The 26,098-nt window shown below is 56.4% G+C and carries 27 protein-coding genes; 15 read left to right on the top strand and 12 right to left on the bottom strand.

Annotation, left to right across the window (positions count from 1 at the left end):
• Nucleotides 1–21: 21 nt before the first annotated feature.
• From IM295_RS17245 to IM295_RS17225, 5 genes are all read right to left on the bottom strand, one after another.
• On the bottom strand, nucleotides 22–894 hold the full coding sequence (locus IM295_RS17245) for a manganese catalase family protein (RefSeq protein WP_028013106.1): 873 nt from the start codon (nucleotides 892–894) through the stop codon (nucleotides 22–24).
• Nucleotides 895–911: 17 nt separating this feature from the next.
• Entirely contained in the window at nucleotides 912–1,418 is a 507-nt protein-coding gene (locus IM295_RS17240; protein WP_028013107.1) for a ferritin-like domain-containing protein, read from the bottom strand.
• Between the two features lie 25 nt (nucleotides 1,419–1,443).
• A complete protein-coding gene (locus IM295_RS17235) occupies nucleotides 1,444–1,647 on the bottom strand; it encodes a hypothetical protein (protein ID WP_008502273.1) in 204 nt (67 codons plus the stop codon).
• A 23-nt stretch (nucleotides 1,648–1,670) separates the two neighbouring features.
• Nucleotides 1,671–2,165, bottom strand: coding sequence for a ferritin-like domain-containing protein (locus IM295_RS17230; protein WP_008502272.1), 495 nt, complete (start codon nucleotides 2,163–2,165; stop codon nucleotides 1,671–1,673).
• A gap of 94 nt (nucleotides 2,166–2,259) precedes the next feature.
• Nucleotides 2,260–2,445, bottom strand: coding sequence for a general stress protein (locus IM295_RS17225; RefSeq protein WP_004150795.1), 186 nt, complete (start codon nucleotides 2,443–2,445; stop codon nucleotides 2,260–2,262).
• 506 nt (nucleotides 2,446–2,951) lie between these two features.
• On the opposite strand from IM295_RS17225, the gene IM295_RS17220 reads away from it, so the two are divergent.
• Complete coding sequence (locus IM295_RS17220; RefSeq protein WP_028013108.1) at nucleotides 2,952–4,295, top strand: VOC family protein; 1,344 nt, start codon at nucleotides 2,952–2,954, stop codon at nucleotides 4,293–4,295.
• A 43-nt stretch (nucleotides 4,296–4,338) separates the two neighbouring features.
• Nucleotides 4,339–5,844, top strand: coding sequence for a carboxylesterase/lipase family protein (locus IM295_RS17215; RefSeq protein WP_193067049.1), 1,506 nt, complete (start codon nucleotides 4,339–4,341; stop codon nucleotides 5,842–5,844).
• On the opposite strand, the gene IM295_RS17210 is transcribed toward IM295_RS17215, so the two are convergent.
• On the bottom strand, nucleotides 5,831–6,673 hold the full coding sequence (locus IM295_RS17210; RefSeq protein ID WP_192971053.1) for a LysR family transcriptional regulator: 843 nt from the start codon (nucleotides 6,671–6,673) through the stop codon (nucleotides 5,831–5,833). The genes IM295_RS17215 and IM295_RS17210 overlap by 14 nt on opposite strands.
• 114 nt (nucleotides 6,674–6,787) lie before the next feature.
• On the opposite strand from IM295_RS17210, the gene IM295_RS17205 reads away from it, so the two are divergent.
• The 4 genes from IM295_RS17205 (at nucleotide 6,788) to rimL (ending at nucleotide 11,233) form a co-directional block, all read left to right on the top strand.
• A complete protein-coding gene (locus IM295_RS17205; protein WP_193067048.1) occupies nucleotides 6,788–7,957 on the top strand; it encodes a pyridoxal phosphate-dependent aminotransferase in 1,170 nt (389 codons plus the stop codon).
• 10 nt (nucleotides 7,958–7,967) lie between these two features.
• Nucleotides 7,968–8,741, top strand: a complete 774-nt coding sequence (locus tag IM295_RS17200) for a transporter substrate-binding domain-containing protein (protein ID WP_025756391.1) — start codon at nucleotides 7,968–7,970, stop codon at nucleotides 8,739–8,741.
• Between the two features lie 242 nt (nucleotides 8,742–8,983).
• A complete protein-coding gene (locus IM295_RS17195) occupies nucleotides 8,984–10,639 on the top strand; it encodes a glucan biosynthesis protein D (protein ID WP_045260490.1) in 1,656 nt (551 codons plus the stop codon).
• Between the two features lie 45 nt (nucleotides 10,640–10,684).
• A complete protein-coding gene (gene rimL, locus IM295_RS17190) occupies nucleotides 10,685–11,233 on the top strand; it encodes a 50S ribosomal protein L7/L12-serine acetyltransferase (RefSeq protein WP_193067047.1) in 549 nt (182 codons plus the stop codon).
• Here the strand turns inward: rimL and ydcK are convergent.
• A complete protein-coding gene (ydcK, locus tag IM295_RS17185; RefSeq protein ID WP_193067046.1) occupies nucleotides 11,228–12,208 on the bottom strand; it encodes a YdcK family protein in 981 nt (326 codons plus the stop codon). The two genes, rimL and ydcK, sit on opposite strands and share 6 nt — an antisense overlap.
• 122 nt (nucleotides 12,209–12,330) lie before the next feature.
• On the opposite strand from ydcK, the gene tehA reads away from it, so the two are divergent.
• Both tehA and tehB read left to right on the top strand, forming a co-directional pair.
• On the top strand, nucleotides 12,331–13,332 hold the full coding sequence (tehA, locus tag IM295_RS17180) for a dicarboxylate transporter/tellurite-resistance protein TehA (RefSeq protein WP_193067045.1): 1,002 nt from the start codon (nucleotides 12,331–12,333) through the stop codon (nucleotides 13,330–13,332).
• The gene (gene tehB / locus IM295_RS17175) at nucleotides 13,332–13,925 is read left to right on the top strand and encodes a tellurite resistance methyltransferase TehB (protein ID WP_193067044.1); all 594 of its coding nucleotides are present in this window, start codon (nucleotides 13,332–13,334) and stop codon (nucleotides 13,923–13,925) included. The genes tehA and tehB overlap by 1 nt, the downstream gene beginning before the upstream one ends.
• Here the strand turns inward: tehB and pepT are convergent.
• On the bottom strand, nucleotides 13,922–15,151 hold the full coding sequence (pepT, locus tag IM295_RS17170) for a peptidase T (RefSeq protein WP_193067043.1): 1,230 nt from the start codon (nucleotides 15,149–15,151) through the stop codon (nucleotides 13,922–13,924). The genes tehB and pepT overlap by 4 nt on opposite strands.
• 111 nt (nucleotides 15,152–15,262) lie before the next feature.
• Between pepT and IM295_RS17165 the strand changes: the two genes are divergently transcribed.
• Complete coding sequence (locus tag IM295_RS17165) at nucleotides 15,263–16,858, top strand: ABC transporter substrate-binding protein (RefSeq protein ID WP_163332444.1); 1,596 nt, start codon at nucleotides 15,263–15,265, stop codon at nucleotides 16,856–16,858.
• Nucleotides 16,859–16,992: 134 nt separating this feature from the next.
• On the top strand, nucleotides 16,993–17,667 hold the full coding sequence (locus IM295_RS17160; protein ID WP_028013119.1) for a DUF3313 domain-containing protein: 675 nt from the start codon (nucleotides 16,993–16,995) through the stop codon (nucleotides 17,665–17,667).
• 33 nt (nucleotides 17,668–17,700) lie between these two features.
• On the opposite strand, the gene IM295_RS17155 is transcribed toward IM295_RS17160, so the two are convergent.
• Nucleotides 17,701–18,597, bottom strand: a complete 897-nt coding sequence (locus IM295_RS17155; protein WP_193067042.1) for a DMT family transporter — start codon at nucleotides 18,595–18,597, stop codon at nucleotides 17,701–17,703.
• A gap of 174 nt (nucleotides 18,598–18,771) precedes the next feature.
• On the opposite strand from IM295_RS17155, the gene IM295_RS17150 reads away from it, so the two are divergent.
• Entirely contained in the window at nucleotides 18,772–19,644 is an 873-nt protein-coding gene (locus tag IM295_RS17150; RefSeq protein WP_193067041.1) for a helix-turn-helix transcriptional regulator, read from the top strand.
• Here the strand turns inward: IM295_RS17150 and IM295_RS17145 are convergent.
• Entirely contained in the window at nucleotides 19,618–20,790 is a 1,173-nt protein-coding gene (locus IM295_RS17145; RefSeq protein ID WP_193067040.1) for a benzoate/H(+) symporter BenE family transporter, read from the bottom strand. The genes IM295_RS17150 and IM295_RS17145 overlap by 27 nt on opposite strands.
• A 92-nt stretch (nucleotides 20,791–20,882) precedes the next feature.
• Here IM295_RS17145 and IM295_RS17140 point away from each other — a divergent pair, with 92 nt between their 5' ends.
• Together IM295_RS17140 and IM295_RS17135 are read left to right on the top strand one after the other, a co-directional pair.
• The gene (locus IM295_RS17140; protein WP_193067039.1) at nucleotides 20,883–21,410 is read left to right on the top strand and encodes a helix-turn-helix domain-containing protein; all 528 of its coding nucleotides are present in this window, start codon (nucleotides 20,883–20,885) and stop codon (nucleotides 21,408–21,410) included.
• Between the two features lie 80 nt (nucleotides 21,411–21,490).
• Complete coding sequence (locus tag IM295_RS17135; RefSeq protein ID WP_063942481.1) at nucleotides 21,491–23,455, top strand: U32 family peptidase; 1,965 nt, start codon at nucleotides 21,491–21,493, stop codon at nucleotides 23,453–23,455.
• Here IM295_RS17135 and IM295_RS17130 read toward each other — a convergent pair whose 3' ends face one another.
• Nucleotides 23,456–23,686, bottom strand: coding sequence for a DUF2554 family protein (locus IM295_RS17130; RefSeq protein ID WP_047368536.1), 231 nt, complete (start codon nucleotides 23,684–23,686; stop codon nucleotides 23,456–23,458).
• Between the two features lie 246 nt (nucleotides 23,687–23,932).
• Between IM295_RS17130 and IM295_RS17125 the strand changes: the two genes are divergently transcribed.
• Nucleotides 23,933–24,295 (top strand): hypothetical protein, encoded by a 363-nt coding sequence (locus IM295_RS17125; protein ID WP_045260501.1) that lies wholly within the window; start codon nucleotides 23,933–23,935, stop codon nucleotides 24,293–24,295.
• Nucleotides 24,296–24,451: 156 nt separating this feature from the next.
• Here the strand turns inward: IM295_RS17125 and ftrA are convergent, their stop codons facing one another.
• Nucleotides 24,452–25,459: a transcriptional regulator FtrA gene (gene ftrA, locus IM295_RS17120; protein WP_193067038.1), complete on the bottom strand. Its 1,008-nt coding sequence runs from the start codon at nucleotides 25,457–25,459 to the stop codon at nucleotides 24,452–24,454.
• A gap of 73 nt (nucleotides 25,460–25,532) precedes the next feature.
• On the opposite strand from ftrA, the gene IM295_RS17115 reads away from it, so the two are divergent.
• Nucleotides 25,533–25,946, top strand: a complete 414-nt coding sequence (locus IM295_RS17115; RefSeq protein WP_047365183.1) for a rhodanese-like domain-containing protein — start codon at nucleotides 25,533–25,535, stop codon at nucleotides 25,944–25,946.
• Nucleotides 25,947–26,098: the final 152 nt, after the last annotated feature.

The raw sequence follows: 26,098 nt of genomic DNA, 5'->3' as shown, positions 1-26,098 counted from the left end.
CAGGATGCCCGGCAAAACCGATTACGGTTTACTCTTTCCGGCACCCAGCTCGGCACCGGTCAGCGGGTCGGAATGGGGATCGGACTTGGTGCGGGCAGACATCGCCTTAACCAGGGTTGCCTGTTCAGCTGTGAGCGTCACGCTGGCGCTACCGTCTCCGCCATCAACCGCAGGCTGGGGGGACTCAACGTAATCAAAGTGCTTATCGCTGTTCCAGCTTCCGCGAACCTCTCCACCTTCAGACATATTGTAGTACTTGTTGGTGAATTCCTCGATTGGCGGCAGTTTTCCCGGCGGGAAATTATTACGAATGGACTGCAGCGCCTTCTCAAAGGAGAGCTGATGCGCCGCCTCACGCGTCATCAGAAACGCCAGCGCATCCTTCACTCCGGGATCGTCAGTGACGTTAATCAGCCGTTCATAGATGATTTTCGCCCTGGCCTCTGCCGCCACGTTCGACCGCAGATCCGCCGTCGGCTCGCCGATGGTATCGACGTAGGCTGCCGTCCAGGGCACGCCCGCCGAGTTAGTGAGCGGGGTACCGCCGCCGTAGAGCAGGGAGGTGATGTGGCTGTCGTTACCGTTTTCGGTCATGGACCGATACAGTTCAGCCTCATTTTCCACCCCTTCCGCCAGCGCGCCTTTGGCACCTTTGTTCAGCATACCAACCAGCGTACCGATGATTTCGAGGTGGCTTAGCTCCTCGGTGGCGATATCCATCAGCATATCCTTGCGGCCCGGATCGTCATCGCTCAGGCCCTGAGTGAAGTAACGGCAGGCGGCAGCCAGTTCGCCCTGCGGCCCACCAAACTGTTCCAGTAAAAGGTTAGCAAGACCGGGGTTGGGTTCGGCGACGCGAACCGTATATTGCAGCTGTTTGACGTGTCGAAACATAGGCACTCTCCTGTGGATTATTTTTTCGCTTCGACACCGTCTGCGTCTGAACGCAGCAGGAACTGTTCCGTCGTTTGCGGGATATGGCGAATCAGCCAGTCGGCCATTTCGCGCTCTTCTGCGAGGATCGTCTCAATGGCAGGCACAGAGGCGGTATCGCCCGCTTTTTTCGCCGCAGCGAGCAGGGAGGTGTAGCAGGCGATTTCAAACTGTTCGAAGACATAGCCGCTGATCGAGCCCTTAACGATCTCATCGGACGGGAACATACCGCCGATGGATTGACCCAGGGCCGCCATTTTGCTCATCGAGTCTTTTAAGACCGAACGAGAAATATCATTACGGTCGAGGATTTCCTCCAGCAATGTAATTTGCCGTTTTGTCTCATTAATATGTTGCTCAATTCTGGCGCGAACATCAGGATAATTATCAATACGGCTGGCCATGGATTCCAGCATAGATTCGGCTTGCTTTTCCATTGCATGGGCATCGCGTAGCCAGTCATGGTAGTGTTCTACGTGATTCATCATTGTATCCTCATTAGGGGTTCGCTTATTTGGTCTCACTTTCAGCAGCCTGATCGGCACGTGCGGCACTGTAGCCAGATAAGTGGCCGACAATATTGGCGTAAATGCTGATGATAATGACCCACAGTACGCTATTCTTCCACCATATTACGGAAGGGATAGCGAGAATGAACCATATTATTGCTGCCGCTAAATGGCACCGTTTAATTGTCCTGGGACTGATGCTCATTTTATTTAACCTGTCTTATCGCGTCATTTCTGCGCTTTTTGGTTAATATTGCCAACGGCCAGGTCGGTGAGTTTAAGGTCGGTCTCTTTCTCTTCTTCCAGCGTTTCGGCAAGAAGTTTAACGGCTTTTTTGTAGCCCAATTGTTCTGCGAGGGTCGCAAGGGTACCGTAGCTGGCTATTTCGTAATGCTCCACTTTTTGCGCAGCGGCAATTAACGCGGCATCACGCACTTCATTTTTTTCCGTACTTTCGATAACTTCGTTAGCTTCTTCAATTAAGCCTTCCATTGCCACGCACTTCATGCGCTTGAGCTTAATACCGTCTTCCTGTTCGACGATCTGGTCAATACGTTCAATCTGACCCTGCGTCTCCTCCAGGTGCGCGGTGAAGGCGGCGCTCAGCTTCTCGCTGGAGGCGGCGCGAGCGAGTTTGCTTAACGCTCGGGTAAGTTGTTTTTCAGCGCTGTAGGTATCGGACAGAAGATGAATAAATACATCCTCAACACTTTTCATATTCATAATAATTACGCTCCGGTAAAATAAGGAAAGGGTACTGCGAGCTTTTCAGCCCGCAGCATGCTCTCAGGTTTTATTAAAAGAGTACTAAATAAGATCAGGAGTTATCAGATTTACGGCCTCCGCCGTGACTGTTCTGTCCCCCTTTCTTACCCGCTTCAGATGCGCGTTGCGGATCGTTTTTGAAATTACCACCGCTGTGCTGGCCGCCTTTACGTCCAGCTTCTGATGCTTTTTCACGGTCTTCAGCGAAATTACCGGAACCACCACGATGCTCTGCCATATTAAACCTCATAGTCATATATTGGTTATGTCAGTACGATACGAAAATATTCCGTATCACTCGTCGTTCGAGTAATAACTCTAGTCGCTGTGAGGCATACGTCAAATTCGTTTCGCCATTAGCGGTTGCGTTATATTTAGTTATTGCTGCGTTTGCGCTTCGCTTGGTTTGGAAATATGGAAGTGTGGGAAGGACTTGTAAACAAATGATCGGATTAGTCCTAAGTTTCATTTAAAAAGCGGAAGGTTGAGGCCAATAATAATGGCTTAGCAAAAACGAATAATTTGCAAGCGGTGATTAGGAGAAAATTACCCCTTAAGGGCTAGAAAAAATAGCCGCTACGAATCATAAGGAAAATCCTGGAAAAAGATGACGAGGTGGCTGACAGGGGTCGGTAGCACACGGTTTAACCACTGGCGTCTTAAGATCACAAATCAGAAATTCTTCCCCCCGGAAGGAACGGCCTTCTCTACACTCCAGGTAATATTCACTGGAGGCATGACATCATGGCGAACACCATCACGGCTGATGATATTCGGGAACATTTTTCGCAGGCTATGTCGGCGATGTACCAGCAGGAAGTTCCGCAGTATGGCACCTTGCTTGAGCTGGTCGCGGACGTAAACCTGGCGGTTCTGGAAAATAATCCACTATTACATGAACAACTGGCGAACGCCGACGAGCTGGCGCGCCTGAACGTAGAGCGTCACGGGGCGATCCGCGTCGGTACGGCACAAGAGCTTTCCACCCTGCGTCGTATGTTTGCCATCATGGGCATGTTCCCGGTCAGCTATTACGATCTTTCTCAGGCGGGGGTACCGGTCCACTCAACGGCGTTTCGTCCGGTTGACGATGCGGCGCTGTGCCGCAATCCGTTTCGTATCTTTACCTCACTGCTGCGCCTTGAGCTGATTGAAAACGTGGCGTTACGCGAGCGGGCGGCAGAAATTCTATCTCAGCGGAACATCTTTACGCCGCGCTGTCTGGAACTTATTGACCTCCATGAGTCGGAAGGGCACTTTACCGAAGCGCAGGCGCACGAGTTTGTGCAGGAAGCGTTAGAAACCTTCCGCTGGCACCGTCACGCAACGGTCGACCAGGAGACCTACCTGGCGTTGAGTAACGAGCACCGCCTGATAGCTGACGTGGTCTGCTTCCCGGGGTGCCATATCAATCACCTCACGCCGCGCACGCTGGACATTGACCGTGTACAGGAGCTGATGCCGAAGTACGGGATTGAGCCCAAAATTCTGATCGAAGGGCCGCCGCGTCGTGAAGTGCCGATCCTGCTGCGTCAGACCAGCTTTAAAGCCCTTGAAGAACCGGTGCTTTTCGCCGGAGAACATAAAGGCACCCACACCGCACGCTTCGGTGAAATTGAACAGCGCGGCGTGGCGCTGACCCCGAAAGGCCGTGAACTGTACGATAGCCTGCTGGCCCAGGCCGGAACCGGAAAAGATAACCTCACGCACCAGCTGCATTTGCGGGAAATTTTCAGCGCCTTCCCGGACAGCGAAATGTTCCTGCGCCGTCAGGAGCTGGCGTATTTTCGCTATCGCCTGACCCCGGCGGGAGAGGCCCATCGTCACGCGTTTCGTCCGGGGGATGACCCGCAGCCGCTGATCGAGCGCGGGTGGGTGGTGGCCCAGCCGATAATTTACGAAGATTTCCTTCCGGTCAGCGCGGCGGGGATTTTCCAGTCCAATCTCGGGAATGAAACCCAGGCGCGCAGCCACGGAAATGCCAGCCGCAATGCGTTTGAAGCCGCACTCGGCTGCCCGGTGTATGACGAATTTACGCTCTACGAGGAGGCGGAAACGCGCAGCAAACAGCGTTGCGGTTTGCTCTGAAATCGTTACTCTTCAGGGGTGTGATGGAAAAAATAAGGTCGTTATGCAAAATCCTTCCGCCCCTGTGGTTGAAACGCGCCAGGGCGCACTGTCTGGTTTAACCGATGAAAACGTTCACCTCTGGCGCGGTATTCCCTATGCCGCACCGCCCGTTGGCGACTGGCGCTGGCGCTCACCCCGGCCGCCGGAACGCTGGGATGGCGTGCGTGCAGCTACCGACTTTTCGCCCTCAAGCTGGCAAAGCAGTGAATATTGTCAGGAGCTGGGCGGGGGCGATCCCGGCCAGTTTTCTGAAGACTGCCTCTATCTGAACGTCTGGTCCCCTATCGACCGTACCGGGCCGCTGCCGGTCATGGTCTGGCTGCACGGCGGCGGGTTTACGATCGGCGCCGGAAGCCTGCCGCCGTATAACGGCAAAGCCCTGGCATCCCGCGGGGTGGTTGTCGTCACGATTAACTACCGTCTCGGCCATCTCGGCTTCTTCGCCCATCCCGCTCTGGAAGGTGAAGAGGAGCGGGTGGTGCATAATTTTGCCCTGCTGGACCAGATCGCCGCGCTCGAATGGGTGCGGGATAATATTGCCGCGTTTGGTGGCGACCCGAATAACGTGACCCTGTTTGGTGAATCCGCCGGCGCGCGCAGCGTGCTGTCGCTGCTGGCCTCGCCGCTGGCGAAAGGACTCTTCCATAAGGCGATAGTGCAAAGCGGGTACACATTGCCGGATACGCCGCGCGCGCAGGCCCTGCAAAAAGGGGAAGCGCTGGCCGCCCACTTCGGGCTGAAAAATGCGACGGCAGAGCAGCTGCGCGCGATCCCGCCCGAGGCGTTCTGGCCGCTGACCGCGCCGCTGAACGTCGCCCCGGCCCCTATCGTTGGGGATTGCGTTTTGCCGGAGGCGATGCTGGACGTCTTTTTCGCCGCCCGCCAGCATCCCGTGCCGGTGATGATTGGCTCCAACAGCGATGAAGCCAGCGTGATGGCGGTGTTTGGTGTCGATCTCGCCGGGCAGATCCAGAAGCTTCGCCGGGAGCGCCGCTTCGGGCTGGGGCTCATCAAGCTGCTTTATCCGGGCGTGAAGGGCGACGAGGAGCTCGGCAGGCAGGTGTGCCGCGACATGGCCTTCACCACTATGGGCTACGTGGTGATGCAGGCCCAGCAGCGCGTCGGCGGGCTTTGCTGGCGCTACTGGTTTGACTATGTGGCCGAAGCGGAACACGCCACCTATATCAACGGTGCCTGGCACGGCAATGAGGTGCCGTACGCGTTCGATACCCTCGGGCAGGTGGAGCCTTCGCGCCAGTACGTTAACGAACGGGATCTGGCGTTTGCCGCCCAGGTGGCTGATTACTGGGTGAGCTTTGCGCGCGATGCCGGAACGCATGACAGCCTTCACGGGCCGACGCGCTGGCCCGCCTGCCGCAAAGGGCGGGACGTGCTGTTACGTATTGGTGTGAATAAACATGCAGGTTTCAGGCTTGAAAACCGCTTTATGCGCGCCCGCATGAGCCTCTTCAAGCGCGTAATGAAGCACCACGTCAGCCTCGATTAAGCAAACAGGCGCGAAACGCCGCCAGACCATTCTCCTGACAAGGCGTTTCGCGCAGCACCAGCCGGTAGCTCGCGCCGGTTTTAATGCTGGTCTCATAGGGCCGCATTAGCCTTCCGGCGCGGATATCTTCTGCCACCAGCGTTTCGTCGGCAATGGCTACGCCCAGCCCCTGAATGGCGGCGGTAATGGCGAGATCCATCGTATCGAAGTGTTGATTTTTGTGCATAGCAAAGCCCGTACCTTCCTGATTCGCCAGCCACAGTGACCAGTCTGTCTTATCCCTTGTCGGATGAAGAAACGTCAGCGAACCCAGCGCGGCACCCGCTCGCACGGGGCTGAACACCGGCGTCAGCGCCTCTTCGAACAGCAGATCGCCTGCGCTCATGTGCGTGCCGAAGACGATGGCGGCATCGTAAGATTCGGTTTTGAAATTGACGTTATGATCGGTCGTGGTGGTGAGCGCGATCTGCAGATCCGGCTGCTCGCGCTCCACTTCCAGCAGGCGCGGCACCAGCCAGCGCATCGCGCAGGTGGGGGCCTTGAGGCGGATCACCGTGTGCTGGCTGCGGGCCTGGTCGGCCACGCTCAGCAGTTGTTCGAAGGAGGACTGCAGTTCGGGAAGCAGGGCGCTGCCCTGAGGGGAGAGGCGCAACCCGCGCGCGTGGCGCTCAAACAGCGGAAAGCCAAACCAGGCTTCAAGGGAGGCAATCTTACGGCTCACGGCCCCCTGCGTCAGGCAGAGTTCCGCGGCGGCGTGGGTAAGATTCAGATGACGCGCGGTGACTAAAAATGCGTCGATGGCATTGAGCGGGAGCGAACGGCGTGACATTGAAACACCTCAGCTATGCATTTTTCTCATGGCTATTATGACAACAATTCGATTGTCCCGGCAACGAAGTTGTTGTTTGAATAGTTATGCAATATCCATGAGAAGGGAAAGAGGATGACTTTACGAACGCCGGTGCAAACGCGCTCCAAGCTGCCAGACGTGGGGACCACCATTTTTACCGTTATCGGCCAGCTTTCGGCCCAGCATAACGCCATCAACCTTTCTCAGGGGGCACCGAATTTTTCCTGCGACCCGAAGCTGATCGCCGGCGTTACCCGCGCAATGGAGGCAGGGCATAACCAGTATGCGTCGATGACCGGCCTGCAGCCGCTCAAAGAACGCATCGCCGATAAGATTGCCGCGCTCTACGGCACGCAGTATAACCCTGCCAGCGAGGTGCTGGTCACCGCCAGCGCCAGCGAAGGGCTCTATTCGGCGATAAGCGGGCTGGTGCACCCTGGCGATGAGGTGATCTACTTTGAGCCGTCGTTTGACAGCTACGCGCCGATTGTTCGTCTGCAGGGGGCAACGCCTGTCGCCATCAAGCTCACGGTGCCGGATTTTGCCGTCAACTGGGATGAGGTCCGTGCGGCAATCACCCCGCACACGCGCATGATCATCATCAATACGCCGCACAACCCGAGCGGCCAGGTCTTTTCAGCCAACGACCTGCAGCAGCTGGCGGCGCTGACGCGCAATACCGACATCATTATTTTGTCTGACGAAGTGTATGAACACGTCGTGTTTGATGGGGAACCGCACCACGGGATGGCCACGCACCCGCAGCTGGCGGAACGTAGCGTGATTATTTCTTCTTTCGGAAAAACCTATCACGTCACCGGCTGGCGCGTGGGTTATTGTGTGGCGCCCGCAGAGCTGATGGACGAGATATGTAAAGTCCATCAATTTTTGATGTTCTCTGCCGATACGCCAATGCAATACGCGTTTGCAGAACACATGACCGATCCGCAAACCTGGCTGTCGCTGTCGGCGTTTTACCAGCGTAAGCGCGATCTGCTGCACGGCCTGCTGGCCGATTCGCCGTTTACCCTGCTGCCGAGCGCCGGGTCGTTCTTTATGCTGGCGGACTACAGCCAGTTTAGCGACGAGCGCGACAGCGAGCTGGTGAAGCGGCTGATTGTTGAGTACGGTGTTGCCACCATTCCGCTGTCGGCGTTTTATGCCGACGGCACGGATAATAAATTGATTCGCCTCTCTTTTGCGAAAGATGAGGCGACGTTACGGGCAGGTGCTCAAGCCCTGTGTCGGGTTAAACCACGCTAAGGAGTATGAGATGAAATTACGCGCGTTAGTTGTCGGCATGGGATTGCTGTGTACCTTTTCCTCCTTCGCGGCCACCGAGCTGCGCTACGGTCTGGAAGCGGAATACCCGCCGTTTGAAAGCCGTAATGCGGCAGGCGAACTGGAAGGGTTTGACGTTGAGCTCGGAAATGCCATCTGCAAAGCGGCAGCGCTGAAGTGCAGCTGGGTCGAAACCTCGTTTGACGCGCTGATCCCGGGGCTGGTGGCGAAGAAGTTTGACGCCATCAATTCGGCGATGAACATTACCGAGCAGCGCCGCAAGAGCATCGATTTTACCCAGCCGATCTACCGCATTCCGTCTCAGCTGGTCGGCAAGGCCGGTACGGCGGTCGAAGCGACGCCTGAAGGGCTGAAGGGGAAAACCATCGGCGTGCTGCAGGGGTCGATTCAGGAAACCTATGCCAAAGAGCACTGGGAAAAGCAGGGTGTCACCGTGGTGTCGTATAAAGATCAGAATATGGCCTGGGGTGACCTGCTGAATGGCCGCATTGACGCCTCGCTGGTCATGTCCGCGGCCGGGCAGGCGGGTTTCCTCAGCAAGCCGCAGGGAAAAGGGTTTGGCTTCATCGGCAAACCGGTGTCTGACGACACAATCCTCGGCAGTGGGATCGGCTTTGGGTTGCGCAAAGGTGACGAGGCCACCAAAAAGCAGCTTGATGCCGCCATTGATAAAGTACGTGCCGACGGCACGATCGCCAAACTCGCTGATAAGTACTTCCCGGGTATCGATGTCAGCGTAAAATAACCGCCTCATTGGCCCCGTCAGCTGATGTCCTGACGGGGCATTTTTCTACACATTTTCCAGGCTTTCTTTACACCACTTTCGGGCCGTTCTGGTCGACAGAAAATATTTCTCACTTTGTTCATATAATCACCGGCCAACAATTGGATTCTTAACCATTTTTGTTTAGGCTGTGCGTTCTTTCTTGCCGTCATTTCGCCGAGCGCGAAACACATTCACACGACCATAAGGACGTTTTTCCAGGCATGAATCGCAGACGTTTTCTAAAAGGCTCGCTGGCTGTGGCAGCCCTGAGCGGCACCTCTGGCCTTGCTTCCCTGTTTTCCAAAGCGGCATATGCGGCTGACTCTGACATCGCTGACGGTCAGAGCCGTCGGTTTGACTTCTCCGTACTGCAATCCATGGCGCATGACCTGGCGAAAACCCCGTGGGGTGGCGCGCCGCGTCCGCTGCCGGAGACGCTGGCGACCATGACGCCGCAGGCGTATAACGCCATCCGCTACGATGAAAAACAGTCTCTGTGGAACAACATTGAAGGGCGTCAGCTGGACGTGCAGTTCTTCCATATGGGAATGGGGTTCCGCCGCCGCGTGCGGATGTTCTCGCTGGACCAGTCTACCTCTATGGCGCGCGAGATCCACTTCCGCCCTGAGCTGTTCAGCTACGGTGACACGGGTGTCGATACCAAACAGCTGGAAGGGCAAAGCGATCTCGGCTTTGCGGGCTTCCGCGCCTTTAAAGCGCCTGAGCTGGCGCGCCGCGATATCGTCTCTTTCCTCGGGGCGAGCTATTTCCGCGCGGTGGACGACACCTACCAGTACGGGCTTTCCGCGCGCGGTCTGGCGGTAGATACCTTTACCGACACCCCGGAAGAGTTCCCGGACTTCACCTCCTTCTGGTTTGAAACCGTCAAGCCTGGCGATACCACCTTTACCGTCTATACGCTGCTGGACAGCCCGAGCGTCACCGGTGCCTATAAATTCGTGATCCACTGCGAGAAGAGCCAGGTGATCATGGAGGTGGAAAACCATCTCTACGCGCGTAAGGACATTAAGCAGCTGGGCATCGCGCCGATGACCAGCATGTTCAGTTGCGGCAACAACGAACGCCGCATGTGCGACACCATTCACCCGCAAATCCACGACTCCGACCGCCTGGCAATGTGGCGCGGCAACGGGGAGTGGATCTGCCGTCCGCTCAATAACCCGCAGAAGCTGCAGTTTAATGCCTATCTGGACAAAAACCCGAAAGGGTTCGGCCTGCTGCAGCTCGATCGCGATTTCTCCCACTATCAGGACGTGATGGGCTGGTATAACAAGCGCCCGAGCCTGTGGGTTGAGCCGCGCAACGACTGGGGGAAAGGATCTATCGCGCTGATGGAGATCCCAACCACCGGTGAAACGCTGGATAACGTGGTCTGCTTCTGGCAGCCGGAAAAACCGGTGAAAGCGGGCGACGAACTGGACTTTAAATATCGTCTCTACTGGAGCGCGCAGCCGCCGGTGCGTTCCCCGCTGGCCAACGTTTACGCGACCCGCACCGGCATGGGCGGCTTCCCGGAGGGCTGGGCGCCGGGCGAACACTATCCGAAAGTGTGGGCCCGTCGCTTTGCGATTGATTTCGTCGGCGGCGACCTGAAGGCCGCTGCGCCAAAAGGCATTGAGCCGGTGATTACGCTCTCCAGCGGTGAAGCGAAGCAGGTTGAGATCCTTTATGTTGAGCCGTTTGACGGGTATCGCATTCTGTTTGACTGGTACCCAACGTCGGATTCGACGGAGCCGGTGGATATGCGCCTGTTCCTGCGCTGCCAGGGCGATGCCATCAGCGAAACCTGGCTGTATCAGTATTTCCCGCCAGCGCCGGATAAACGTCATTACGTTGATGACCGGGTAATGCGTTAACGATCGATTCCCTCTCCCTGTGGGAGAGGGTTAGGGTGAGGGGCAATGACCGCAACACAATCCGAAACTATTCCCGTATCTGACGCTCTCGAGCTTCGCGCCGTCGAAGAGCGCTACACTGCCGAACTGCATAACCTCGTCGTCAAAAACAGAGCCTATCTGCAAACCGCCTTTGACTGGGCGCAGCACGTGGGGACTGAAGATGACACCCGACGCAACGTGCAGAGTAACCAGATGCTGCACCAGCGCGGCTACGCCAAAATGTTTTTGATCTTCAGGGAGGATGCGCTGGTCGGCGTACTGTCGTTTAATGCGATTGAGCCTGCCAACAAAGCCGCGTACATCGGCTACTGGCTGGATGAAGCGCACCAGGGGCAGGGGATCCTCTCGCAGTCGCTGCAGGCGTTTATGCGCTACTACGCTGAGCGCGGAGAGATCCGCCGTTTTGTGATCAAGTGTCGGGTGGCGAATCAGCACAGCAACAGCGTGGCCCTGCGCAACGGTTTTACGCTGGAAGGGTGCATGCGGGAAGCGGAATACCTCAATAGCGCCTATGACGATGTGAACATCTACGGCAAAATTTATACCCTATAGCGCCCCCAGCAGCGGCGTGCGGGTGATGCGCTGGTCGCCGTTGATCACCTTTTCACCGCGCAGGTGAATGCTCTCACCAGCAAAGGCCTCTATCACCGCATCGTCGGTGATTTCTACCCGATGCTCAATCAGCACGTCGCCGCTGATCCGCGCGCGTCCCTGAATCACCACCTTATCATCCAGCATGATCGGCCCGCCGCGCAGCCATGCCTGCCCGCCGATCAGGACGTGGTGCTTGATGATGCAGTTTCCTTCCACCACGGCGTTCTCGGCAATCTGAGAGCTGTAGCGCACGGTAGGGATGGCGTCATCGTCGAAACCGGCTATCACGCGGGCGTTGCCGTACACTTTGGCGCAGTCGCACACCCAGACGTTGTTGAGTTCGTTACCTTCGAGGATCGCGCAGTCGAACACTTCGGCGCGGTGCTCAACAAACGCATTATTCACCATCGCCTCGCCGTATATTTGTGCCTGATGCACAATGCGCGACCGGCTTACCGTCGCCTTGCCGTAGATTTGCAGGATCTGGTCGTGGTCCGGCGTGAGGCCTTTAGCGGCAATGATGACGCTGTTGTGCAGCACGCGCGCATCGCCGTAAAGATGGCACTCACCCCGCACGCAGGAGTGCTGAATGGTGACGTTGTCACTTATTCGCGCCCTGTGGCTGACCTCTGCGGCGTCAAGCCAGCAGTTATCGCCGATATGCGCGTCATGGCTGACGGTGCACGGCAGGGTCAGGCGCGCGTTGCCGGACACGGTTGCGCCGGCGAAGACCACGCTGTTTTCATCGTAGATCCAGCAGTCTCCGTCCTGCGCAAGGGCGCGCTCATCGTCAATCCAGCCGCCTTTCGTGCCAGCCTTCACATCGTTAAAGTCCACCGTAGCGATAATCTGCCGCAGCGTCGTTGAGTGGGATGTTTCGCCATTTTTCCATTGCCAGAGCCGGGTTTCATCGCTGAGCCGATACTTATTCATCGTGGGGTCCCTGATATGCGTCTTCACTAAACGTAGCAAACTTTCGGCTTTCCGTTGTGCTGGCATCCGTTGCTGAAACCCCTTAAAATGGCATTTAAAATGCATTTTAAAAATTCAAATTAATGGATAAATTAAACAAACCTGAACAGGCGCTTAACCTTCCCGCAGGCTATTTTGGCATGGTGCTGGGCATCATCGGCATGGGTTTCGCCTGGCGATACGCCAGCACCCTGTGGCCGGTGACGCGCTGGCCGGGTGAGATTCTGGTTGCTCTCGCAGTTGCCTGCTGGTTTTTACTGACGACGGCGTTTATTACCCGTGCGATCCGTTTCCCGCACAGCGTGCTGGCAGAGATGCGCCACCCGGTAATGAGCAGCTTCGTCAGCCTTTTTCCAGCCACCACCATGCTGGTCGCAATCGGTTTTGTGCCCTGGTTCCGCCCGGTATCGCTGGCGCTGTTCGGCGTGGGCGTGGTGTTACAACTTGCTTACTCCGCCTGGCAAAGCGCCGGGCTCTGGCGAGGCAGGCACCCGCAGGAGGCCACCACGCCCGGATTGTATCTGCCGACGGTGGCGAATAATTTCATCAGCGCGATGGCGTGCGGTGCTCTGGGGTTCAACGATGCAGGGCTCGTTTTTCTCGGCGCGGGCGTCTTTTCCTGGCTCAGCCTGGAGCCGGTGATCCTCCAGCGTCTTCGCAGCGTCGGGGAGCTTCCCACCGCGCAGCGCACCGCTTTAGGCATTCAGCTGGCGCCCGCGCTGGTGGCGTGCAGCGCCTGGTTTAGCGTCAACGGTGGGGAAGCCGACACCTTCGCCAAAATGCTGTTCGGCTACGGCCTGTTGCAGTTGCTCTTTATGCTGCGCCTGCTGCCGTGGTATGTGTCTCAGCCGTTTAACGCCTCCTTCTGGAGTTTCTCGTTTGGCGTGTCGGCTCTGGCTACCACCGGGCTGCATCTGGGTCACGGCAGCTCGTCTGGATTCTTCCACGCCATTGCCGTGCCGCTGTTTATCTTTACCAATCTCATCATTGGGATGCTGTTGGTCCGTACGTTTATTCTGCTGATTCAGGGCAAACTTCTGGTGCGCACTGATAAGGCACTGCTTATGCAATCTGAGGAAAAATAATGGCTGTCGATGAAAATTACTTCGCAGAGAAATATGGCTTAACCCGTACGCATTCAGAGGTGCTGTACAGCGCGGGGATCGTAAAGCCCGGCAAGACATTGGATCTGGGCTGCGGAAATGGCCGCAACAGCCTTTATCTGGCGGCCAACGGCCACGAGGTGACCGCCTGGGATAAAAACCCGATGAGCGTTGATAACATTGAGCGCATCAAGGCGGCAGAAGGGATTGAGAATCTGCACACTGCCGTCAAAGATCTTAACAGCCTGAGCTTTGACGGCGAGTACGACTTTATTCTTTCCACCGTGGTGCTGATGTTCCTGGAGGCGAAAACCATTCCGGGCCTTATCGCCAACATGCAGCGCTGCACCAAACCCGGCGGCTACAACCTGATCGTTGCCGCGATGGACACGGCGGATTACCCGTGCACCGTCGGCTTCCCGTTTGCGTTCAAAAGCGGTGAGCTGAGCAGCTACTACGAAGGCTGGGAGCTGCTCAAATACAACGAAGAGGTTGGCGAACTGCACCGCACCGATGAAAACGGCAACCGCATCAAGCTGCGCTTTGCCACCATGCTGGCGCGCAAGCCCGCTTAACGGGCGGCCAGCAGGCAGATCTGCAGGGCAGTCTTGTAAGACGCCTCGAACGACGACAGCGGCAGGAACTCAAACTTCGAGTGGAAATTGTGCGCGCCGGTGAAGAAGTTCGGGGTGAGTAGCCCTTTTGCCGACAGCGCCGCGCCGTCCGTGCCGCCGCGCATAGGGATCGGTTTTGGGGTGATGCCGAGCGATTCCATCGCCTCAAACATCAGGTCGATGGCGCGCCGGTCTTCACCAATCGCATTGCTGATGTTGCTGTAGGTATCTTCAATGCGATAGTCGACCTTCGCCGTCGGGTGTTGGGAAGCAATCAGCGCGGCGACGTCCGCAATCTGCTGCTTGCGGGCGGCAAAGCTGGCTTTATCAAAATCGCGAATATTAGCCTTTAGCACGGCGTCGTTCTGTCCGGCCTGAATGCCGTTAAACCAGATATAGCCCTCGCGGCCCTCGGTGCACTCCGGGGTTTGCTGGCGGTCGAAATGGCTGATGAAGTCGGTCGCCATCAATAACGGGTTCACCAGAACCCCTTTGGCGGACATCGGGTGCGCCGTCACGCCGGTGAAGTGGATCTCTGCCGCTGCCGCGTTAAAATTCTCGTAAACAATTTCTCCCAGCTCACAGCAGTCGATGGTCCAGGCAAAGTCCACGTCGAAGCGTTTCAGATCCAGCGCCTTGGCGCCGTTCAGGCCAATCTCTTCGTCGGGCACAAACGCGACCACAATGTCGCCATGCTGATGCTCAGCGGTGAGGTTTTCCAGTACGGTCATTACCACCGTCACCGCCGCTTTATTGTCTGCGCCCAATACGCTGGTACCGTCGCTGAAAATAATCTCCTCATTAGGATAAGCCAGAATTTCCGGGTGCTCGTTCACGCGCAGCCAGATGTCTTTTTCCTTATTCAGACAGAGATCTTCACCATTAAACGTTAATATTTGCGGATGAATATTCGGTGATAAACCAACGTCAACGGTATCAATGTGGGTAATAAAGCCGATGCGCGGCGCGCCGGGCACGTTGCCTTTTTTCACTGCCGTCACGGTCGCGAATTCGTCAATCACGATGTCGTCTAACCCCAGCTGCGCCAGCTCCTGTGCCAGCTCTCGCGCCATGTCGTGCTGGCCCGGCGTCGAGGGCAGAGTTTTCACTTTCGGATCGCTCTGGCTGGTAATCGCAAGATAGCGGAAAAAACGGTGCGTTAATTGTCTGGAAAGCGGCGAGCCCATAGTGTTTTCTTCCTTATTTATTTTTCGGGTGTTTGCCACTTCACTTTAATGTTATTTATGAAATGGCAAAAGAATTAATTAGCCGTCGAATTAAAAAGACAGGAATAAATGATGACAAGCAAACGCACAACGTTAACGCTGGCACTCGCTGCGCTCACGGTCAGTTCCACCGTAGCCGCGAAAACGCTGGTGTATTGCTCCGAAGGGTCACCGGAAAACTTTAATCCCCAGTTATACACCTCGGGCACCAGCGTGGATGCCAGCGCAGTGCCGGTCTACAACCGGCTGGTCGATTTCAAACCCGGCACCACGGAGCTGGTGCCGAGCCTGGCAGAGCGCTGGGAGGTGAGCGACGACGGCAAGGTTTATACCTTCCATCTGCGTAAAGGGGTGAAGTTTCAGAGCAATAAATTCTTCACGCCGACCCGCGATTTTAACGCCGATGACGTGATCTTCTCGTTTATGCGCCAGAAGGACGTGAACCATCCCTATCACAACGTCTCTAACGGCAGCTATTCCAACTTCGAAAGCCTGGAGTTTGGCAGCCTGATTACCGCTATTGATAAAGTCGATGACCACACGGTGCGTTTTACCCTGGCGCACCCTGAAGCGCCGTTTGTTGCGGATCTGGCATGGTATTTTGCCTCGATCCTCTCCGCGGAGTATGCCGATGCAATGTTGAAAGCGGGCACGCCGGAGAAGGTGGATATGCAGCCCATTGGCACCGGGCCGTTTAAGCTGGCGCAGTATCAGAAGGATTCCCGCATTCTGTTTACGGCGTTTGCCGACTACTGGCAGGGGAAATCAAAGCTGGACAGGCTGGTGTTCAGCATTACCCCGGATGCCTCCGTACGTTTTGCCAAAATTGAAAAGAACGAGTGTCAGGTCATGCCGTTCCCGAACCCGGCCGATCTGCCGCGCATGAAGGCCAACAAAGATATCACCCTGATGAGCAAGGCGGGGCTGAATACCGGCTTCCTGGCGTTTAATACCCAAAAGCCGCCGCTGGATAACGTGAAGGTTCGCCAGGCGCTGGCGATGGCGATCAATAAGCCGGCCATTATCGACGCGGTGTTCCACGGCACCGGCACCGCGGCCAAAAATCTGCTGCCGCCGGGCGTCTGGAGCGCTGACAGCGAGCTGAAGGATTACGATTACGATCCTGAAAAAGCGAAAGCGTTGCTGAAAGAGGCCGGTTTAGCCGGCGGCATGAGTATTGACCTGTGGGCGATGCCCGTCCAGCGGCCCTATAACCCGAACGCCAGACGGATGGCGGAGATGATTCAGGCTGACTGGGCGAAGGTGGGGGTGCAGACCAAAATTGTCACCTACGAATGGGGCGAATATCTCAAGCGCGTGAAGGACGGTGAACATCAGGCTGCCCTGATGGGCTGGACGACCGCAACGGGCGACCCGGATAACTTCTTTGGCCCGCTGTTTACCTGCACCTCGGCCAACGGCGGTTCGAATTCGGCGAAGTGGTGCTATAAGCCGTTTGATAAAATTATCGCGGAGGCAAAATCAACTACCGATCGCGACAAGCGCGTGGCGCTGTATAAAGAGGCGCAGCAGATCATGCATGACCAGATGCCGGCGGTTATGATTGCGCATTCAACGATCTTCGAACCGGTGCGCAAAGAGGTGACAGGTTACGAAATCGATCCGTTTGGTAAACATTTGTTCTGGCAGGTGGATATTAATCAGTAATTTTCTCTGCCCGGTACGCTGCCGGGCACTCTTTTCGCAATTTGTGCTCCCCACGTCATTTTTTGTCACAACAAACCCACCGAACTTTTGCTATAACTTCAAATGCATACTTGCAGATTACATGGAAAACTATCATGCGTACTCAAACTTTTTTTAAAGTTGCAGTGCTTACGGGTTTATTGGCAGTGGCGGGCTGTTCTTCAAAAGTCGCGGCTCCAGAACAATATTCAGGCTTTTTAAAAGATTATTCCGGCTTGCAGCAGACGACGTCTGCAACGGGTAAACCAACGCTGCGTTGGGTTGACCCTTCCTATAACGAAGCCAACTATGACAGCATTATCTGGACGCCAATTACTTATTATCCAACGCCAAAACCGACGACTCAGATCGGGAAACAAACTCTTGATGAGCTGCTGAATTACACCAATAACAAAATGAAAACGGCTATTGGTACCCGTAAGCCGATTGTGACCACGCCGGGTAAACACAGCCTGATTTTCCGCGGTGCTATTACCGGGGTGAGTTCGCAGAAAGAAGGCCTGCAGTTCTATGAAGTGGTGCCGGTCGCGCTGGTGGTAGCAGGTACGCAGATGGCTACCGGCCATCGCACCATGGATACCCATCTCTACTTTGAAGGTGAGCTGATCGACGCGGCCACCAATAAACCGGTGATGAAGGTGGTTCGTAAAGGTGAAGGTAAAGAGCTGAATAACGAAAGTACGCCGATGACCTTTGCGACGCTGAAGCAGGTTGTTGACGACATGGCGACGGACGCCACCATGTTTGACGTGCATAAAACAGCGAAATAACGTTAAGCGGCCTGCATTGCGCAGGCCGTTTTTTTACGCCGTACGCAGGCGCCTGAACCAGGTCTCTGGTTTCGTGAACATCACCATATTCCCGCCCAGAATCAGCAGCAAACCGACGATACCGTTGATGTGCCAGACGTAACCTTCATACACCGTTGAGATAGAGAGCGCCACCAGCGGGAAGAGCAGCGTACTGTAGGCCGCTTTCCCGGGGCCGATACGTCCCACCAGCGTGAAGTAGGCGCCAAAGGCAATCACCGAGCCGAAGAGGGCCAGATAGAGCAGCGCGCCCATGTAGGTGACCGTCCATTCCGGGGTAAAACTGTCGCCTCTGAAGAGCGCAATACCCCCCATCACCAGCGTGCCGTAAAGCATAGCCCAGGCGTTGGTGGTCATGGTTTCCAGACCTCTGCGCTGATGGCACATGCTGATCATATTGCCCAGCGAGAAGCCGTACGTGCCGAGGGCGGAAAGGCCAATGCCCGTCAGGAGCGATACGCTCCAGCCGCTGGCCAGCAGGTCGTCCCAGAAAAGGGTCACGATCCCCACAAGACCCAGCGCCGCCGCCGTCCAGAAACGCGCGGGCGGGCGCTGTCCAAAGAAAATAAAACAGTTAATGGCGTTGTAGAGCACCGCCATGGAGAAGATCACCGATTCCAGCCCGGTGTTGATGTGTGCCGCCGCGGTATAAAAACACCAGAAGTTAAAGCAGAAGACGCAGCATCCCTGAAGCATGCAGAACAGATGATCCCGCAGCGCCAGCTTACGCAACCGGCGCAGGGCAAGTAACACTACCATCATCGTGGCGCTGGCCACCGCGAAACGCCAGAAAATAGAGACGGGGGCGGGTACGGGACCCTGCTGGAGGAAAATGGCAATCCAGGTGGTTCCCCAGATGATCACCACCAGTCCGTATAATAACGCGTTCATATTTTTTCTCTTCTCAAACCACGGAAGCCCGCAGTATGGCGCTGTCATCGCTCTGGGGCTTTCACCGGCTTGCGGTAGACTTGCAAAATCTTGCGCTTTTTTCTTTTCCGGGGGCTGGCAACGGGGGACAACAGTTCTTAGACTGACAGTTCACTTAATAACGCGCTAACGGTTATGTCTTACGCTTACGATACCTTTGAAACGCTTCGCCAGCAGAATGCGGTCCTGCGGGAAACGGTCGCGCTCAATTCCGGCATTCAGCTGGCGGCGTGGTACAACAAGCACGATACGATAACGGTTAAAAGCAATCATCATACCCTTAGTCTGTACGTCGCCGACGGTTACGAGAGCTATCAAAAGACGCCGGGCGGCTGGAAGAACGGCGGGGGACCGGACCGTTTCTGTCTGATGCCGAAAGAGAGCGAATCGACGTGGGATATCCGCGATGACCTGTCGTTTGTCCATCTCTACTGCACCGATGAACACCTGCGCGATGTGGGCGAAAAAATCTGGGACAAGCGGCCCCTGTCGCTGACTCTGGACGAGCGCATTTTTGGCAGCGACCCGAAAATCACCGCGCTTTACCGCCAGTTTCTGCTCGGCTGCGACTGGCAGCAGCAGGCCAACCAGCTCACCCTGAGCACTGCCTCTACGCTGCTGTTGACCCACCTGCTGCAAAACTACGCCAACGTTCAGTGGAAGCTCCCGGTCGTTACCGGCGGGCTATCGCCGTTTGTTCTGCGCAACGTGCTGGCTTTTATTGAAGAAAACCTCGGACAGCCCCTGACGCTGGCCGATCTGGCGGCGCAGGCCGCACTCAGCGAATACCATTTTGCCCGCATGTTCCGCCAGTCGACGGGGCTGGCGCCGCATCAGTACGTTATGCAACGGCGCATGGAAAAAGCGAAAAACCTGGTGCAGCATACCTCGACGCCGCTGACGGATATCGCGCTGGCCTGCGGGTTTAACTCCGCCAGCCACTTCAGTAACCGTTTTCGCAGCGTCATGGGCATCACGCCGTCACAGCTGCGCGCGTCGAGCGCGTGAAAACAGGGCATAGCTTACGCCGCCCAGCACCAGCCCCCAGAATGCCGAGCCGATGCCCAGGATCGTGACACCGCTTGCGGTCATCAGAAACGTGACGATAGCCGCGTCGCGCTCCGCTTCATGATTCAGCGCCTGATATAAACTCCCGCTGATGGTACCCAGCAGCGCCAGACCGGCCAGCGTCTGGATCCAGCTGAGCGGCAGCGCAGCCATTATCCCGGTGATGGATCCGCCGAACACTCCCGCCAGCAGATAAAACCCGCCCGCGGCGATGGCCGCCAGCCAGCGTTTACCGGCATCGGGGTGGGCATCCGGGCTTTGACAGATAGCGGCGGTAATGGCGGCTATGCAGATGGAAAAGACGCCGAAGGGGGACAGCAGCAGCGCCAGCCCACCCGTAAAAATAATGAGCGGTGAGACCGCCAGCGGATAGCCGGACGCTTTTATGGTCGCGAAACCGGGCGCATTTTGCGAGGCCATGGTCACCAGGAAGAAGGGCAAGCCGATGCTCACCAGGCTGGTGAAGGTGAACGTGGGCGCAATAAACTCAGGTGTCACGAAGGAAATGGTGATTTTATCCGTGACAACGTCACCTCCCGCCCACGCCACGATCCCGCCCACCAGCAGCGTAACGACGATTGCATAGCGCGGTGCCAGCGCTTTCGCCAGCAGCCACGCGGCAATCATGCTGCCGCACAGCAGAAAGTGCCCGTCCAGATGGGCAAATGCATGCAGCCCAAACTGCAGGAGTACGCCTGCCAGCATGGCCGCAGCCAGTGAGTGTGGGATCAGCTTCATCAGGCGGGCGAAAAGCCCGGTCATGCCGCAGAGTAAAATGAGCGCGTTGGCGAAGATAAACACGCCGATTGTCTCGGCCAGCGTCACGCCGTGCAGGCTGGTGGCGAGTAGCGCCGCGCCGGGCGTAGACCAGGCGGTCAGCACCGGAGCTTTATACCACCAGGAGAGCGCCAGCGTGCTGACGCCCATCCCAACCCCCAGCGCGGTCATCCAGCCCGCAATCTGCTGCGCGCTGGCGCCTGCCGCCGCGGCGGCCTGCCAGATGATGGCTGCCGAACTGGCGTAACCGACCAGAACGGCGACAAATCCAGCCAGTACGACTGGAACGAGATGAGAGGTAGGGCGCATAGAAACTCCGCTGTGCGTTATAACGTCCGCGATAAGGTAACACTGTGCGCTATAGCGTACAAGTGATATGCTCAGGGCCATCAGGAGGAAGCATGGACATTACACAACATCTTGCAGCAACGCTGAAAACGCTGCGCCAGACGCGCGGCTGGAGTTTGTCGAAGCTGGCGGACGAAACGGGCGTGTCGAAAGCGATGCTCGGGCAAATCGAGCGCAATGAGTCCAGCCCGACGGTGTCGACGCTGTGGAAAATTGCCACCGGGCTGAACGTCCCGTTTTCCGCTTTCATTACGCCCGAGGCGGACAGGCCGGCTGTGTTTGATTCACAGCAGCAGGCGATGGTGGTCAAACCGCTCTTTCCCTGGGATGAGACGCTCCGGTTCGATCATTTCTCCATCACGCTGGCACCGGGTGCCCTGAGCGAGTCCACGCCGCATGAGGCAGGCGTGATTGAACATGTGGTGGTCATCAGCGGCGAGCTGGAGATGAAGATCAACGACGAGTGGCAGACGGTTCATGCCGATTCTGGCGTCCGTTTTGCCGGCGATAAACCGCACGCCTACCGCAACAGCAGCGACAGGCCTGTGCATTTTCACTCTCAGATCCATTATCCCCGCTGAGGCTACGCAAAACTGTTTCGCTGGCGCATACTTCTGACTACAATAGCCGCCATTTTGACCATAACGGATAACGACGAAGTATGCGCCTGCAATCCCATCATCTTGAACTTTTAAGCCCGGCCCGCGACGCCGCCATTGCCCGTGAAGCGATCCTTCATGGCGCTGACGCCGTCTACATCGGCGGCCCTGGCTTCGGTGCCCGCCATAACGCCAGCAACAGCCTGCGCGATATTGCCGATCTGGTGCCGTTCGCCCACCGTTTCGGGGCGAAAGTGTTCGTTACCCTGAACACCATTCTTCATGATGATGAGCTGGAGCCCGCGCAGCGTCTGATTACCGATCTCTACCAGACCGGCGTCGATGCCCTGATTGTTCAGGATATGGGCGTGCTTGAGCTGGATATTCCGCCTATCGAACTGCATGCCAGCACCCAGTGCGATATCCGCACGGTTGAGAAGGCGAAGTTTCTCTCCGACGTGGGCTTTTCGCAGATCGTCCTAGCCCGCGAGCTGAACCTCAATCAGATCCGCGATATTCATCAGGCAACCGACGCGACGATCGAATTCTTTATCCACGGCGCGCTGTGCGTGGCCTATTCCGGCCAGTGCAACATTTCCCACGCCCAGACGGGCCGCAGCGCCAACCGCGGCGACTGCTCGCAGGCCTGCCGTCTGCCGTATACCCTGAAAGACGACCAGGGTCGCGTGGTGGCGTTCGAAAAACACCTGCTTTCCATGAAGGATAACGATCAGACCGCCAACCTGGGCGCGCTGATCGACGCGGGCGTGCGTTCCTTTAAGATTGAAGGGCGCTACAAAGATATGAGCTACGTGAAGAACATCACCGCGCACTATCGCCAGATGCTGGACGCCATCATCGAAGATCGCGGTGACCTGGCGCGCGCCTCGGCCGGTCGTACCGAACATTTCTTTATTCCGTCAACGGACAAAACCTTCCACCGCGGCAGCACGGACTATTTCGTGAACGCCCGCAAAGGGGATATTGGCGCGTTTGACTCACCGAAGTTTATCGGTTTACCGGTCGGCGAGGTGCTGAAAGTGGCGAAAGATCACCTGGACGTTGAAGTGACCGAGCCGCTGGCGAACGGCGACGGCCTGAACGTGATGATTAAGCGTGAAGTGGTGGGCTTCCGCGCCAACACGGTCGAAAAAACCGGCGAGAACCGCTACCGCGTCTGGCCGAATGAAATGCCTGCCGATCTCTACAAGGCAAGGCCGAACGCGCCGCTCAACCGTAACCTGGATCATAACTGGCAGCAGGCGTTGCTGAAAACCTCCAGCGAGCGTCGCATCGCGGTGGACATTGAGCTGGGCGGCTGGGAAGAGCAGCTGATCCTGACCATGACCTGCGAAGACGGCATCAGCGTAACGCATACCCTTGATGGCCTGTTCGAGGTGGCAAACAACGCGGAGAAAGCGCTTAACAGCCTGAAGGACGGCGTAGCGAAGCTGGGCCAGACGATTTACTACGCGCGCGCCATCGAGGTTAATCTGCCGGACGCGCTGTTCGTGCCGAACAGCCTGCTGAACCAGTTCCGCCGCGAAACGGCAGAGATGCTGGATGCCGCACGCCTGGCGCAGTACCCGCGCGGCAGCCGTAAGGCCGAATCCGTTCCTGCGCCTGTGTATCCGGACACCCATTTATCGTTTCTGGCCAACGTTTACAACCATAAAGCGCGTGAATTTTATCATCGCCACGGCGTGCAGCTTATCGACGCGGCCTATGAAGCGCACGAAGAGAAGGGCGATGTGCCGGTGATGATCACCAAGCACTGCCTGCGCTTTGCTTTTAACCTGTGCCCGAAACAGGCGAAAGGGAATATTAAAAGCTGGAAGGCCACCCCCATGCAGCTGGTCAACGGTGACGAAGTCCTGACCCTGAAGTTTGACTGCCGTCCTTGTGAAATGCATGTTATCGGCAAAATGAAAAACCACATTTTCAAAATGCCACCGCCGGGCAGTATCGTTGCGTCCGTGAGCCCGGACGATCTGATGAAAACCCTTCCGAAACGCAAGGGCAGTTAATTACCTTACGTGCGTGTCCGGTTTGCGCGATTTCTGCCACAGGTGGTGTTCGCGCAAACCCTCCGCTGACTCTTCCGCTACACTGCGTAATTCGTCACTGTCGGCCTCATGCCGCAGCTGATGCTCCACATTCTTTACCCAAACATATTCATGCCCTTTGTGCCCGGCCATCAGCTGGCCAGAAAAGAGGGCACAAATAAGCATGATAAAAGATAGCCCTTTTTTGAACATAAATTCACCCAATAAGAACAGCGCGGGTTAATCATGCCAATTATTGTTTGGGGTTATTATTCAATATTTCAAAATAGCGCAAAGAAAATGTCAAATAACGTGGGTTCATAATACCGATTAGGATTTTTCTTAAAATATATGTGCGTTTTTGTAAACCTCCTATTTCTGGTCCATAGTTGGATGTTCGCTTTAAGGATAAATCCTATATAATAGTGAATCTCTGGCTAAGGAATGGGTCATTCATAAATGAAAAAAATAATAGCGTTTTCGCTTCTGGCTGTTGCGGTAGGTGCCGTTGCAGCGATTCGTTATGCAGGTAATGACGAACCAGAATATATTCAGTCCGCTGAAATTCGCGTTGGTTCCTATTTAACCAGCGACTATGGACGCGTAGCCTGCACTAGTAAAAGAGTAAATGAACAGCGCTGGGAATTAGACTGCACCCATCCGGCACGGGGAAAAACATTCCAGTTTGCGGTTTATCCCTCTGAAAAGGCTCCCTATGGCGTATCGCGATCGTTTTATCTCGAGGCCCTTAACGATGATGCCAGGCAGAGCGCTGAGCAGGGCCTGATGCGCTATTTGCAAATCAACACCAGCGCGAGTTAATCAGGCTGTTTAGCTTTCGTTGAGACAGCCAGTGTTAGTTTGTATGAGATCCGCTGCCCGACCATGGAGCGTCGGGGACGTAGAGACCAAAATACAAATCTATCCATGCAAGCATTTACCGCCAGATAATGGCGGTTTTTTTTTGCGCTTTTGCCGCTAGCGGGCAGTATCAGAACGTGAAAATTGTTTGCGATACTGAGCCGGGGAAAGCGCAAACTGCTGACGAAAATGATGACGCAGCGTCGACGCCTGACCAAACCCGGTCTGTTCCGCGATGCTGTCGATGCTTAAACGGCTGCTCTCCAGATAATCTTTTGCTCTCAGCAGGCGTTCATTAAGCAGCCAGCGTGCGGGCGTCGTGCCCGTTGCCGCCTCGAAGCGACGAAGAAAGGTGCGCTGGCTCATGCCGACCCGACGCGCCAGCGAGTCGACGCTGTGCGGCTCGGTAAGATGCGTGTGCAGAAAATCAAACAGCTGGCCCAGGCGCTGGCTTTCCCGCAGCTGCGCCACCGGGCGGCTCAACTGCTGCGGCTGTGAACCATCCCGGTGAGGGGGGATCACCAGCCGACGCGCCACGCTGTTGGCGGTTTCCATGCCATAGTCCCGCCGGACGATGTGCAGACAGAGATCGATTCCCGCCGCGCTGCCCGCGGAGGTCAGGATATCGCCCTCGTCCTGGTAGAGCACATCCTCAACCACCTCGATGTCAGGGTAGCGGACCTTAAGCGCGTCAATGTAGCGCCAGTGCGTCGTGGCTTTACGTCCGTTCAGCAGCCCCGTAGCGGCCAGCACGAACACGCCCGAGCAGATGGACAGCAGCTGACATCCGCGCGCGCTGGCCTGGCGCAGCGCCTCGCAGAGCGCCGGAGGAACCGGTGAGTCCAGCCCCCGCCAGCCGGGAACCACGATCAGGTCCGCCGACGCAAGCAGGCTCAAGTCCCCATCGGTAACGATGCGGATCCCGCCGGTCGCCCGCAGTTCTCCGCTATCCACGCTCGCCACCGCAAAACGATACCAGTCGTCGCCCAGCTCCGGACGCGGCAGGCCAAAAATCTCAACCGCCACGCCAAACTCAAAGGTACATAGCCCGTCATACGCCAGCACCACCACCTGCGGGCGGGTAACCTGTCTTAAGTTTGTCATCTTTTTGCTGTTTTCTGGCATAAGCGAGCGCATTCACGGGCTGAATTTGTGGATAGAGTAGTGTTAACACAAACGCCAAAGATGAGGAAGGATCATGAGCTATGTTACTGAATTTCCGGCTGCCGAGCCGCAGGAAGCCGTTACCCATTTTCTGCGTCGCCTGAGCGTCGAAACCGACTGCGCCGACGTGCATCACGCCATCGCCAATAATGAGCAGGACTTCGTGCTGCTGCACGTGGTGGGGAGCCCGGAGCAGTTTGCCCGCCGCCATGTGCCGGGCGCACTGCATATGCCCTGGAGCCAGATGACCGCTGAGCGGATGTCTCAATGGCCGGAAGGGACGCTGTTTGTCGTCTACTGTGCGGGGCCACACTGTAACGGCGCGGACAGGGCGGCGCTGAAGCTGGCGCGTCTCGGGCTGCCGGTCAAAATCATGCTCGGCGGCATCACCGGCTGGGAAGATGAACGCTACGCCTTTGCCAGCCAGGCGCACGCTGACGCGCTGTGAAGATGAATTTTTTTCAACACACGTGAAATTTTCTCGTTTGCCGGAAACGGTCAGGTATGACATCTTTTTTGGACATTTAGACATCCAGAAGTCTAAAGATTCAAATGATGAATTATCACTGCGGGCAATTAATACCGGCAGACTGAGGAGAT

This window comes from Enterobacter cloacae complex sp. P14RS (assembly GCF_014895895.1).
Lineage (GTDB): Bacteria > Pseudomonadota > Gammaproteobacteria > Enterobacterales > Enterobacteriaceae > Enterobacter > Enterobacter bugandensis.
The sequence above is the reverse complement of the archived record's forward strand: the minus strand, read 5'-3'. Positions and strand labels throughout refer to the sequence as shown.

What these genes read in the sequence shown, in the direction of transcription:
- tehB (WP_193067044.1), top strand. Translation starts at nt 13,332, where the DNA reads ATGGCTGTCGATGAAAATTACTTCGCAGAGAAATATGGCTTAACCCGT.
- rimL (WP_193067047.1), top strand. Translation starts at nt 10,685, where the DNA reads ATGACCGCAACACAATCCGAAACTATTCCCGTATCTGACGCTCTCGAG.
- IM295_RS17115 (WP_047365183.1), top strand. Translation starts at nt 25,533, where the DNA reads ATGAGCTATGTTACTGAATTTCCGGCTGCCGAGCCGCAGGAAGCCGTT.
- IM295_RS17215 (WP_193067049.1), top strand. Translation starts at nt 4,339, where the DNA reads ATGCAAAATCCTTCCGCCCCTGTGGTTGAAACGCGCCAGGGCGCACTG.
- IM295_RS17245 (WP_028013106.1), bottom strand. Translation starts at nt 894, where the DNA reads ATGTTTCGACACGTCAAACAGCTGCAATATACGGTTCGCGTCGCCGAA.
- IM295_RS17225 (WP_004150795.1), bottom strand. Translation starts at nt 2,445, where the DNA reads ATGGCAGAGCATCGTGGTGGTTCCGGTAATTTCGCTGAAGACCGTGAA.
- IM295_RS17145 (WP_193067040.1), bottom strand. Translation starts at nt 20,790, where the DNA reads ATGCGCCCTACCTCTCATCTCGTTCCAGTCGTACTGGCTGGATTTGTC.
- IM295_RS17200 (WP_025756391.1), top strand. Translation starts at nt 7,968, where the DNA reads ATGAAATTACGCGCGTTAGTTGTCGGCATGGGATTGCTGTGTACCTTT.
- IM295_RS17195 (WP_045260490.1), top strand. Translation starts at nt 8,984, where the DNA reads ATGAATCGCAGACGTTTTCTAAAAGGCTCGCTGGCTGTGGCAGCCCTG.
- IM295_RS17140 (WP_193067039.1), top strand. Translation starts at nt 20,883, where the DNA reads ATGGACATTACACAACATCTTGCAGCAACGCTGAAAACGCTGCGCCAG.
- tehA (WP_193067045.1), top strand. Translation starts at nt 12,331, where the DNA reads ATGGATAAATTAAACAAACCTGAACAGGCGCTTAACCTTCCCGCAGGC.
- IM295_RS17220 (WP_028013108.1), top strand. Translation starts at nt 2,952, where the DNA reads ATGGCGAACACCATCACGGCTGATGATATTCGGGAACATTTTTCGCAG.
- IM295_RS17150 (WP_193067041.1), top strand. Translation starts at nt 18,772, where the DNA reads ATGTCTTACGCTTACGATACCTTTGAAACGCTTCGCCAGCAGAATGCG.
- ydcK (WP_193067046.1), bottom strand. Translation starts at nt 12,208, where the DNA reads ATGAATAAGTATCGGCTCAGCGATGAAACCCGGCTCTGGCAATGGAAA.
- ftrA (WP_193067038.1), bottom strand. Translation starts at nt 25,459, where the DNA reads ATGCCAGAAAACAGCAAAAAGATGACAAACTTAAGACAGGTTACCCGC.
- pepT (WP_193067043.1), bottom strand. Translation starts at nt 15,151, where the DNA reads ATGGGCTCGCCGCTTTCCAGACAATTAACGCACCGTTTTTTCCGCTAT.
- IM295_RS17210 (WP_192971053.1), bottom strand. Translation starts at nt 6,673, where the DNA reads ATGTCACGCCGTTCGCTCCCGCTCAATGCCATCGACGCATTTTTAGTC.
- IM295_RS17135 (WP_063942481.1), top strand. Translation starts at nt 21,491, where the DNA reads ATGCGCCTGCAATCCCATCATCTTGAACTTTTAAGCCCGGCCCGCGAC.
- IM295_RS17240 (WP_028013107.1), bottom strand. Translation starts at nt 1,418, where the DNA reads ATGAATCACGTAGAACACTACCATGACTGGCTACGCGATGCCCATGCA.
- IM295_RS17130 (WP_047368536.1), bottom strand. Translation starts at nt 23,686, where the DNA reads ATGTTCAAAAAAGGGCTATCTTTTATCATGCTTATTTGTGCCCTCTTT.
- IM295_RS17205 (WP_193067048.1), top strand. Translation starts at nt 6,788, where the DNA reads ATGACTTTACGAACGCCGGTGCAAACGCGCTCCAAGCTGCCAGACGTG.
- IM295_RS17155 (WP_193067042.1), bottom strand. Translation starts at nt 18,597, where the DNA reads ATGAACGCGTTATTATACGGACTGGTGGTGATCATCTGGGGAACCACC.
- IM295_RS17235 (WP_008502273.1), bottom strand. Translation starts at nt 1,647, where the DNA reads ATGAGCATCAGTCCCAGGACAATTAAACGGTGCCATTTAGCGGCAGCA.
- IM295_RS17165 (WP_163332444.1), top strand. Translation starts at nt 15,263, where the DNA reads ATGACAAGCAAACGCACAACGTTAACGCTGGCACTCGCTGCGCTCACG.
- IM295_RS17160 (WP_028013119.1), top strand. Translation starts at nt 16,993, where the DNA reads ATGCGTACTCAAACTTTTTTTAAAGTTGCAGTGCTTACGGGTTTATTG.
- IM295_RS17230 (WP_008502272.1), bottom strand. Translation starts at nt 2,165, where the DNA reads ATGAATATGAAAAGTGTTGAGGATGTATTTATTCATCTTCTGTCCGAT.
- IM295_RS17125 (WP_045260501.1), top strand. Translation starts at nt 23,933, where the DNA reads ATGAAAAAAATAATAGCGTTTTCGCTTCTGGCTGTTGCGGTAGGTGCC.